Annotated in this window: 7 protein-coding genes and 2 pseudogenes; 2 read left to right on the top strand and 7 right to left on the bottom strand. The window is 53.8% G+C overall.

From position 1 onward, the window contains the following. The 5 genes and pseudogenes from QZ197_RS12090 to QZ197_RS12070 form a co-directional block, all read right to left on the bottom strand. A pseudogene (locus tag QZ197_RS12090) lies at positions 1-432 on the bottom strand (hypothetical protein); the annotation flags it as partial. A 637-nt stretch (positions 433-1,069) separates the two neighbouring features. Beyond that, the gene (locus QZ197_RS12085; RefSeq protein ID WP_296432244.1) at positions 1,070-2,419 is read right to left on the bottom strand and encodes an HlyD family type I secretion periplasmic adaptor subunit; all 1,350 of its coding nucleotides are present in this window, start codon (positions 2,417-2,419) and stop codon (positions 1,070-1,072) included. Continuing rightward, on the bottom strand, positions 2,416-4,284 hold the full coding sequence (locus QZ197_RS12080) for a type I secretion system permease/ATPase (RefSeq protein ID WP_296432243.1): 1,869 nt from the start codon (positions 4,282-4,284) through the stop codon (positions 2,416-2,418). Before QZ197_RS12080 ends, QZ197_RS12085 begins: the two co-directional genes overlap by 4 nt. A gap of 72 nt (positions 4,285-4,356) precedes the next feature. Beyond that, positions 4,357-6,327, bottom strand: a complete 1,971-nt coding sequence (locus tag QZ197_RS12075; RefSeq protein WP_296432242.1) for a hypothetical protein — start codon at positions 6,325-6,327, stop codon at positions 4,357-4,359. Between the two features lie 140 nt (positions 6,328-6,467). Further along, complete coding sequence (locus tag QZ197_RS12070) at positions 6,468-7,430, bottom strand: hypothetical protein (protein WP_296432241.1); 963 nt, start codon at positions 7,428-7,430, stop codon at positions 6,468-6,470. Between the two features lie 521 nt (positions 7,431-7,951). On the opposite strand from QZ197_RS12070, the gene QZ197_RS12065 reads away from it, so the two are divergent. Continuing rightward, on the top strand, positions 7,952-8,632 hold the full coding sequence (locus QZ197_RS12065; RefSeq protein WP_296432240.1) for a response regulator transcription factor: 681 nt from the start codon (positions 7,952-7,954) through the stop codon (positions 8,630-8,632). Between the two features lie 77 nt (positions 8,633-8,709). After that, a complete protein-coding gene (locus QZ197_RS12060) occupies positions 8,710-9,120 on the top strand; it encodes a hypothetical protein (RefSeq protein WP_296432239.1) in 411 nt (136 codons plus the stop codon). A gap of 248 nt (positions 9,121-9,368) precedes the next feature. Here the strand turns inward: QZ197_RS12060 and QZ197_RS12055 are convergent, their stop codons facing one another. Both QZ197_RS12055 and QZ197_RS12050 read right to left on the bottom strand, forming a co-directional pair. Next, entirely contained in the window at positions 9,369-9,878 is a 510-nt protein-coding gene (locus QZ197_RS12055) for a hypothetical protein (RefSeq protein WP_296432238.1), read from the bottom strand. A gap of 137 nt (positions 9,879-10,015) precedes the next feature. Then, positions 10,016-10,306, bottom strand: a pseudogene (locus tag QZ197_RS12050) (transposase); the annotation flags it as partial. Positions 10,307-10,362: the final 56 nt, after the last annotated feature.

Here is a 10,362-nt window from a genome sequence, read left to right as displayed (position 1 = left end):
CAGTTGGAACAGTCGGCGTGCGGGGACTGCACTATAGCCGAACTTCAGAACAGCCCGGTCGGACAACTCAATCCGAAGCAAATAGATACATGAGGGCTTTGAGGCCCATGTCTCGCCGCAGTTAGCGCAATCCAGCTGGCGATTGTCTACATTGACGATCGCATGATCCTGACGGTAACCGCAGTGATGTTCGTAGTGTCGATAGCCGTTCTTGGCTTTCTGAGCCGGGCCAACCAACACCCAGCCGCTGCCTTGGGCTTCGCGCACATAGCGTTCTTCGCGGCATGTCTCGCAGCCAAGTGCGTGTCCACCTTTTGCTGCCTTAGCGAGGCGGCCGTATTGTCGTTGGACAATATGTCCGCAGGACAAAACAAGGGTCGCAATCTTATGATTGCTCGGATGGGGCAGATGAATAGTTGCGCCTGATGCCATCGCGTCATCAAAACGCTTTCTCCACAGACAGTTGTTACACTGTGGCGCGTGGTCGAGCAGGACAGACCGTCGCACTTGCGAGTTTTGCTGACAGCTGCCGCACTGCACGAGCACGTCTTAACGCCGCCTGCCATGGCCAAGCAGTTCAAAGCCCTTCTTCTCAGCCAAAGCAAAAAGGTATGGCGAGGGCGGCTGCCGGAAATGGTGCCGCTTGGCGCGATCTGAGGCGGGCCGCGACCTGCGTTTTTTGCATGGAACGCGGCGGTTGCGGCCCGTATTAACAGCGGGCTTTGATGGTCGTGGGGTTGGCGTGGGCACAGCAGTACTGGGCGCGCGGTTGCACGGGGATGAAGTCATGTGACGTTCCTTTATGGAGGGATGTTTTAAGAAAGAGGGTGGCTGGGACGACGTGACCCCGGCCAAATGAAATCAGGACTGTGGCTGCGTTTCCGGGAACAGGTTAGAGGCCTTGCCGTAATGTTCCATCAGTTGATCAAGTGTCCGTCGTCAGGGTTTTTGGAACCAAGAGCTGCGTAAACTAAGAGAGAGTTTGGCTCATCTGGTTGGTTGCATTGAGCAATACCTTTCAAAATCAGCGTGTCCCTGTTCTGGGACTGCGCAATTCAACGCTATTTTATCATTGTTCGCGAAATGCTCGTGACATGCTGTCCACAATCGGCTTGGCGAGGTATTGCACGAACGTCCGCTCGGCAGTTTGTATCATCACCTCAGCGGGCATGCCGGGTGTGGGTGTGAACCCTGGCACGCGCTGCAGTTCCTCGGCCTCGATGGAAATGCGCGCGACATAGACTTCTTGAGCGGCTTCGGTGGAATCCGATACGGTGTCAGCGGACACATAATAGACCGTCCCGTTCAACACTGGTGTGGTGCGTTGGTTCAGCGCAGACAAGCGGATAGTCGCAGGAAAACCGATCTGTACGCTGTCGATTTCGGTGCGCGGCACTTGGGTTTCGATTATCAGTGGCTCGTCCGAAGGCAGTATTTCGACAATCGCCTTTCCGCTTTCGACCACCCCTCCTGCAGTGTGATAGTAAAGACGTACGATGGTACCAGACACAGGTGCTACGATTTCGATCCTGCGTAACACCTCTCGGGCGGTGCGGACTTGTTCGCGAATACCATCAAGTTCCGCATCCGCCACATTCGCCTCGTCGAGGGCGCGGTCGCGGTGTTCACCCAAGAGCTGCTCAATCTGGGCATGATAACGGTCACGGACTTCTTGGATTTCCGCGATTTCGGCGGACAGGCGGCCAATCTGCCCTTCGGCTTCTGCGACGGCACGACGCACAACATTGACGTCCGTGCGCCGGATGAGACCTTGGTCCAACAAAGTGCGCTTGTCGGCCAATTCCTCCTGCATGATGCTATATTGTTGCTGAGTCGAGGAAAGTTGGCTGTCATAGCCACTGGCGCGGATTTCTAGCGCGTCGATGCTTCTTTCAAGCAATGCAATGTCATTGAGCAGCCCCTGCATTGAAACTTTGAAGGCAAGGCTTTGCCCTTCCATCATAGTTGCGATTTCGAGATCAGCGCGCAAAGCGGCCAAGTGCGGCGGATAGATCAAGTCTTCAGCCAGTTCGTATTCCGCCAAGTGTCGTGCCTTCGCGACCTCAAGCCGCGCTTGACGCAAAAATAATTCACGTTCCTGACCAAGCGCTGCGGTCTCGTCCATACGCACCAAGACCTGACCGGTTGTGACGGTATCACCTTCGGCGACATAGATACCTTTGATGATCCCACCCTCAAGGTGTTGGACAATCTTGTTGCGGCCCGTAGCGATAAAACTGCCTTGTGAAATCACTGCGGCAGCCAAGGGCGCTTGCGTGGCCCAGATACCGAAGCCTCCAAAAGCGGCCAGCATCAGCACGACGCCAAAGAGGATATGGCGCGATACCGAGCGTGGAACATCGTCGTACCAATTGGCAGCAACCAGCGCGTGAGACGGGGCCAATGCGGGAACAGTCATTTGGGAATCTCCTGATTTTGGGCATTCCGTGCTGCCAGCTTTTCGAGCACTTGATCACGGTGACCGAACAGCGCCACACCACCGTCTGCCACCATCATGATCTTATCCACGACCTTGAGCAGCGAAGGTTTTTGCGTGATCACCACGACAGTGATCTTATCGTCCTTAGCGTGCTGAATGGCCCGCGCCAGTGCGCGGTCACCTGCGGCATCGAGGTTTGAATTCGGCTCGTCCAGAACCAAAAGGCGGGTATTGCCGAAAAAGGCCCGCGCTAAGGCGACCCGTTGTTTTTGCCCGCCCGACAAGGGTGATCCATCTGCGGCAACCACGGTTTCATATCCGTGTGGCAAGGCAGAGATCATATCATGCACATCAGACAGTACCGCCGCACGGTGAATATCTGCATCAGTGGCGTCGTCGCGCATCCGGCCAATATTATCTTTGATCGAACCGGGGAATAGCTGTACATCTTGTGGCACGTAACCGATGCACTCACCCAACTGGCGTGGGTCCCAATTGCGCAAATCCATCAGGTCTAGCCTTACGTTGCCTGAAGTGGGCAGGATCGACCCTACCAACATTTTGCCTAAAGTGGTTTTGCCCGCTCCGGAATTACCAATGACGGCCAGCGTTTCGCCGGGATCAAGATGAAAGCTCAACCCGTTAAGGATCACTTGTTTGGTTCCGCCGGGCACATAAAGCAGGCGTTCTACGTCCAACCGCCCTTCGGGGTGGGGCAGCACCAACCGTTCAAAGCGGACCCGTGATCGGCGCATCAAGTCGGTGATCCGCCCGTAGGCTGCGCGTGACAAAAGAAAGGCGTTCCAACCCTCGATCGACCCTTCGATCGGAGCCAAAGCGCGCCCTGCAATGATCGAGGCCGCGATAACCATGCCGCCTGTGATTTCACCATGCAGCGCCAAATTTGCCCCCCATCCCAACATTCCAATCTGGGTCAGCAGACGCACCGCACGGCTGAGCGAGGCAAAGATGATGTTTCGATCTTGGGCGCGCACTTGGGCTGTCAGCGATGCGGCGGTATCCTTGCCCCACATGCGGACGGCCTCGGGAACCATCGCCAACGCATTGATGATCTGGCTGTTGCGCGACATGGAATCCAGATGCATGTTTGCGCGGCTTTGGGCCATGTTGGCCTCGGCAAAGGGTTTGGCTGTCATCTTTTGGTTCACGAGCGCGATGACCAGCAGTAGCAATGACGTACCAACGACGATCAAACCTAAATCAGGATGCACTAGAAAAATAACCGTAATAAACAAGGGCGCAAAGGGTACGTCCAGGAACGAGATGAGTGTGCCAGAGACTAAAAAACCCCGCACCTGCTGCAAATCACTAAGGGTCTGGTATTCCTTGCCGCCGCCATGCAGCGATGCATGCGCCGCAGCATTTAGGATTGGGGCGCCCAGTTGGACGGCCACTTCGACAGCACTGCGCATCAAGATAAAGCGGCGCACAGCATCCAGCAGTGTTTGGACAACGACAGCGCCGACAATAACAATGGTCAGCATGATCAACGTATCAACGGACCTGCTGGTGAGGACGCGGTCTGAAATCTGAAACAGGTAGATTGGGATCGACAAGATCAGCACATTCGTGCCCAATGTTAGCAACATCACGAAGGCCAGATTGCGGCGTACGGCGCGCACGCCTTTTGAAAGCGCCTCGGCAAAGCCATCTGGACCAATGCGTTTGTGAAATGGCTTGCCACCCCCACCCTTGCCGCCACCGCCAGCGGCGGGATTAAGCACACCAGCCTGCGCATCGACCACTTCGCCGCTGTTGATGCCTGCTTCCTTGGCCGCCTCATCGCGCGCCAAGTCATCTGGGGTCAACTTCAGCAGTGGCATTCTTGGGGCATCTCCCCGAGGTGGGCTGTCAACTCTATCGTCTTTCAAAATATCACTCCGGCATAAATCGGTCTAGGCGACGACCCCACCCATGATGTCCACCGACGTGGTGGAGGTGTCGATCTGGCCAGCAAAGACGCTGTCTGAAACCGGTGTGTCATCCACCATGTCGTCAGCCAAGAATGCGACCGCTTCGTTCGCGAGTGGTGTTAGAGTGACGTCCAAAGGGTCGGCGTCACTTTCAATCAGTTCGGCCTGATAAAGCAGGATATCATCGTAAACCTCGCCACCGACCATGATGGTGGAATCCATCCCATATTCCATAATCGACGCGATGTTGACGGCAGCGTTTGATCCCGCAGTCACGGTCGCAGGACCATCAGCGGCGGCGACTAGCCCTTCTAGTGTGACGTCGATCTGATCTGCATCGCCAATGATATTCGTCTGCGCGATTGCGGTGATCGTGATCAGGTCCCCAGCGATATAAAGGACGTTCAAAAATGGAATACCTGCAAAGTAATCCGATTGTGCGACATCACTTGAAATTGTCAACGCACCGTCCGCCAAGTCCCGCCCAGCTTGCGCGAAACCGCCATCTAATCCGGTGTGGCTATCAATTCCGACAGTATCGATCACCGCGGCATTCAACGCGAGATTATCGTCGTCAGTCATGGCCAGAGGCCAATCGCCGCTATAGCTGACGTGATCGTCATCCAGTAGCACATTGGTCTGGCTGATTAGCGCCATATCGATCATCTGGCCACCAACGATGATCAGGTCATAGGCGACGCCAATTTCGAGCAACGAGGTTTGGTTCAGCAACGTGTTGGCACCAAGCCCGAAAAAACTATCCTCGCCCGAGAACGTCACTTCGGCACGGTCATGGTCAGAGACAAAGTTATATTGATGGATCCAATTCACCGTCATTAAGTCTGCATCTATCCGCGTGACCGCCCAAGCCTGAGGCAGTCCTGGGGACGACTGATCTGAGGCCTCATCCGCGATTTGTGAAGTGTCCATAGCGATTGTTGCCGCGTTCAGGGCCACATCAGACGGCGCTTTCAACGCGCCGCCGTCGTGGTTTTGAATGATGTTGACCTGGCTGATACTGACCATGCAGATTGCATCGCCCATGACAGCAATCACTGGCGCATCGACAGCGCTAAAGGCGACGATCGCTTCGTTGATTGCAAAATTCCCTCCCGCAACCACGTTATGCCCGTCGTCCACATCAAATACGGCGGCCGCCGCCGTGGCATTGCCGCCTACACCGCTGGGCGCTTGGGCGGTCGCATCATCTTCCAAGGGATCAGGCTGCAAATAAACAGGCATAACTTCATCCAGCAACGGCATGGCTTCGGAATCTGTCCCGTTGACGGTGACTCCGATAGCCTCCGAACCATCCACCAAAGTGATATACGCCGCGTCAGGTGCGTTTTGAGCCAAATCGCCATACTGCGCGCCGAGAGCCTCGCCAAAGTCGGCAGCGGTTGTGATGATGGTCAAAGGATTGCCAATTAGGCTTTGGGTTATCCCACTGGCCGCGGCCGTCAGCGTGGCAAGTTGGACATCAAAATAGTCAGGTGCGGCAAAACCAATGGTTCCTTCCCCTACCAGAAAGTCGTGATCGACAAGAACGTTCATCTGATGGCCTATGACCACGGTAGCGCCTGGCGGGATACCTGCGAGGAAAAAGGAGTGTTCATTGCCTGGCAGGCCGCCCTTCAAGTCGGGCAAGGGGGTCGGGGAAAAGGATGTAATGGGCGCAAGCCACGCATCCGCAAATAGACTTGGCGGGGCCGCAGGCACAAAAGGAACTGTGTCTGCAGTAAATTGGAAATCCGATAAGCCGTATGGTCCACCTGTGTGCTCGTAAGGGGCGCGCAGCAGATATTCGATTGCCGTAAGCGGATCAAAGGTAGGTTCCGGCGCAACCGTGTGATCAAACCCTTCGGCGATCTCGCGCAGTCTTGCGCCGTCTTCTGCCGTTTCAAATATGCCAATGAAGTGTGCAATGATCTCAGAAATCTTATCGAGTGCCATCTTTAACCCCCCCCACAGAGTAAAGGCGTTGCACATACAAGAACGCTCCCTGTGCAACGCGCTCCGCGCCGAAGTATCCGGCGCGAAGCAGTGTTAGGGTCCAACTAACGAAAAGCAGTCATCAGTCAGACCGGCGGGACCTAAGCGCCGTCTGCGCTGTCATCACCGACGTAGGTCGAGCTCATGCTGCCACCTACAACCGACATGTCGACTGTATTGCCCAGCACGTTCGCGCCCATCACGATGCTTTGGTTGAACGCTGTGGTATCAATGGCTGACGCTGCAGATGACAAGGATTCACCAGATACATATCCGTCATCACCGTTGCCGCTGCCCCAGTTACCTGAGCTTGCGCCATCGTCATCATCACTGCCACCTGGGCCGCCGTCATGACCACGACCTGCCATTAGCGGGAAGCCAAAGTCGATGTCATCATCAACATCGGACCCGACGCCAATACCGTCATCCGACGATGCCGATCCGCCATTTGATGTGTTGGTCTGCTGTAGATTGCCATCCACAGTCGCGTTGTGCAGGACGTCGCTATCAACCAAATTGTTGAATTGGTTGTTGACGGTGCCACTGTCGTTGCCAGCCCCGTTCAGCGCATCATTGAGGATATCCTCGATGTTTTGCTCGTTGCCGGGGTCAAAGCTGATGTCGCCCTTGCCAACCAAAAGGGTATCAATAGATGCACCGTCAGTCAGATCAACGTCTGCGAAATCATCATCCGTTGGCATATAGCCGGACAGATCAACGCTGGCATCAACATCCACAGTCGTCGTCACAGTTGTGTTGACGTCAGTGGCATTGTTGTTGACTGCAGTGTTTGCTGCGGCGTTGGACGCGGTGTTGTTTGCAGCATTATTGGCAGTATTCGCGTTGTAGTTCAGGTTGCCATTGGCGTTGCCATTTAGGTTGCCGTTGCCATTACCATTCAGGTTACCATTGTCATTCGAGCTACTTTGCTCTTGGTGCTGACCTTGGCCCTGACCCTGAAGCTGGCCTTGAAGCTGGGCTTCGGCCTGAGCTTGGTCTTGGTCCTGGCCCTGACCTTGGTGCTGATGGCCCCAAGGCATAAAGTGATTATTTCTGCTGGTCATTTTCTTGTCTTTCTTTGAGTGCTTCCCACAGGATCACCGCTCATTTCAAAGGTGACCAATTTGCGGAATGCAGGTTACGATTTACGTCACATTCCATCCGTGACGCCTTTATCGTGCCAGCAAAATACACCGCCCGAAAAGCTGGCCTGACGGTCAGCAAAGAATCGCCAAATGGCACTATAACATGTCTAGATTCCGCCGAAATCTGTAGATCAAAGGGTGTAATCCCGCATAGATCAGTCAGTCAAATCACACTAAGTTAATAACGGAACTTATTGTTAAATATATATAATTATAAAAAATAGAGCACTTGATCTTTGTCAATGGAGTTGTGCCCCAAAGTATTAGTCTGGAATGGTTGGGTGCGCGGGAACTTGCTTTTTGCACTGACCAATGGGCCGCGCGAAGTCGCATGCAGTTGCGTGCGAATACCTAGCTGTTTCTACATCACGTGCTGGTGACTTGTGATGTTCGCTATTGGGGGGATTGCGATGAATACTAACTATTCTAGTTTGACGACCATGCACGATGAACAACCAAAAGTTCTGTTTATCGGTGATAGTACCAGTTTTTCAAATATGTATCTGCGCCTCATCCAAAGTGAATTTCCAGATCTTAAGGTGGCAAACGTAGCAAGTGCAAGCGAGGCCAAAGCACTTATTTCGCCTCAGGGCACGCGAATTTGTGCTATTATTTTGTCTTGCCAGCACGCCCGCGAGGCCGTTTCTGAGCTTGAATCGATTGCGCAAACAATGCCTTCGATACGCCCGGTACTAGCCTATCAAACCGTGGACGAAGTGCGCAAAGCGTTGAGCGCTACTGACAGGAATGCCATTGTGGAAAGGCTAAGCTTTTTACCACTGCGCGCACGTATGGATTGCACCATCACAGTCTTGCGCCTTGTTCTTTCAGGAGAGCGGCATGTCTCTGGCGAGGTGCTTGACATGTTGATGGCATGGAAGTCGGAAGAAGACGCCGATCAAAATGGGCATTGGACACTAACCGCGCGCGAGCAAGAGGTGTTAGAACAACTGGCCAAAGGTGCTTCGAATAAACTCATCGCGCGCGAGTTTGATTTGGCAGAAAGCACCGTCAAACTGCACATTCACCATATCATTGGCAAATTGGGCGTTAGCAACCGGACCGAGGCGGCAGTCGCATATGTGGCAAGTTTCGCAAAAACGAACGCTGCCAACTCATGACACCCAAGGATGAATTTGACGATTTCTTGTTGCAAGTTGGTAAACTCAACTATGCTTGGACCAATACAGAAAGCCTGTTGATCCATTTCATCGCCGGGCTGGTCCGAACCGACATCGAAACAGCGACGGTGATCTTCCTGACGCTGAACACGTCGCGCGCTCGCATGGACCTGGTCAACCGATTGTCCAAACTTGGCAAAGTTGCAAAAGAAGAGCAGAGACAAATCCTCGCGCTGACGGATCGCATTCAAAAAATCGGACGATTACGCAACCGCTACAACCACTGTATTTACGCATTTGATTCCAATGCTGAGGTCTCACACACGATCTTGATGCGCATTGCCGATCGCAAGGACGGTATCAAAATGGGTCAGGTCGAAGCGATCAATGACGAAACTACGCATGGGATCGCTGCGGCCATCGCGGAACTCGGGAAGATCAACCGCGCATCGTGGGCGTTTCTGCACGCTTTTGATTACCCAAGATGATGCTACGGATGTGCACCACTGCACTTCCTTGACCTGCCTCCACGCAATCTCGTGGCCCAAGCTGTATGACTGCGCTGCAGTTTGTGCTTTGTTGGTCGAGTGTGAGTAGACCTGTCTCCGATGAGGATATGGGCCGTGAATGACGGGATAGAAACCTCCATCAGGGTTCGCAGAGGACTCGCTTCTGGAGCAGGCTATGTTCATTGAGCCCTACGGCATGCGGTCCAATGGCGCAGGAAAGGCTCGTTTTATCTGGCGACCTGCACTTCTCGAAGTTTCGTGAAACAGTGTCCAAATCGAGCTCCCGCAACCACTGACAACGAACGCCCCGCAATTAATCCTGCGGGGCTTCGGTCGTTTTGACCTTCCATCTCCATTATAGCACCCAACTCACCGTGTAGCTCCACATCAAACCCAGTGTTTGTGGGCGTGACCTTGATGTGATCGATCAAACTCTGGATTGTTTCGATTGCTTTCAAACGGATCGCTGGGTCGTCCAAACCGTCTGCTAATTGCCTGATCTTAGCGCGATACACCTGGCCGATGTTATGGACCGGTATGACAGTGGCCTTCGTTTCGTACTGATGGACCTCGGCTTCTAGTGACTCTTGCTCAGCTTCGAGGTCAGTCAGTCTACTCGTGACGCTCTTACTGCCTGTTCCATTAACAATGTGGTCCACAACACGGTCGATCTGGCGTGTCACCTCTGTAAGACGCTTTTTCTTGGAGATCAGTCCTGATGAAGTGACTTTACGCATTCGACCCACTTCTTTCTGAAATTCCGCCGTGAAGGAATCCAGATACTGTGAATTGAGAAGACTGGTGCGTAGCCCTTGACCTGAGCCCCAAGTCTCCTCCAGCTTTACGCGGAGTCCTTGGGGTTAAATCTTTGTCGTTAGGCCGCCATCTTGTCCATCGCTTTTCTCTGCAAAAATTCCATCGGCGTCAGGTTGCCCAATGCTGAATGTGGTCTGCGCCAATTGTAATCCTCTTGCCATTCTTCCAGCGTTTTGCGCGCATCACGTGATGTGCCAAACAGCGTTTCATTAAGGCATTCATCACGTAGCTTGCCGTTGAAGCTTTCGATGAAGCCGTTCTGCTGGGGCTTGCCCGGCGCGATATAGTGCCAATCAACGCCAGTTTCCTGAACCCATTTGAGGATCGCCATGCTGGTGAACTCGGTGCCGTAACACCTTCGGAATGATGTTGATCAAAAGGCTATGATCGCCTGCGCAGCCCTCA

The organism is Yoonia sp., from assembly GCF_017854415.1.
Lineage (GTDB): Bacteria > Pseudomonadota > Alphaproteobacteria > Rhodobacterales > Rhodobacteraceae > Yoonia.
The sequence above is the reverse complement of the archived record's forward strand: the minus strand, read 5'-3'. Positions and strand labels throughout refer to the sequence as shown.

What these genes read in the sequence shown, in the direction of transcription:
- QZ197_RS12065 (WP_296432240.1), top strand. Translation starts at nt 7,952, where the DNA reads ATGCACGATGAACAACCAAAAGTTCTGTTTATCGGTGATAGTACCAGT.
- QZ197_RS12085 (WP_296432244.1), bottom strand. Translation starts at nt 2,419, where the DNA reads ATGACTGTTCCCGCATTGGCCCCGTCTCACGCGCTGGTTGCTGCCAAT.
- QZ197_RS12080 (WP_296432243.1), bottom strand. Translation starts at nt 4,284, where the DNA reads ATGCCACTGCTGAAGTTGACCCCAGATGACTTGGCGCGCGATGAGGCG.
- QZ197_RS12075 (WP_296432242.1), bottom strand. Translation starts at nt 6,327, where the DNA reads ATGGCACTCGATAAGATTTCTGAGATCATTGCACACTTCATTGGCATA.
- QZ197_RS12070 (WP_296432241.1), bottom strand. Translation starts at nt 7,430, where the DNA reads ATGACCAGCAGAAATAATCACTTTATGCCTTGGGGCCATCAGCACCAA.
- QZ197_RS12055 (WP_296432238.1), bottom strand. Translation starts at nt 9,878, where the DNA reads ATGCGTAAAGTCACTTCATCAGGACTGATCTCCAAGAAAAAGCGTCTT.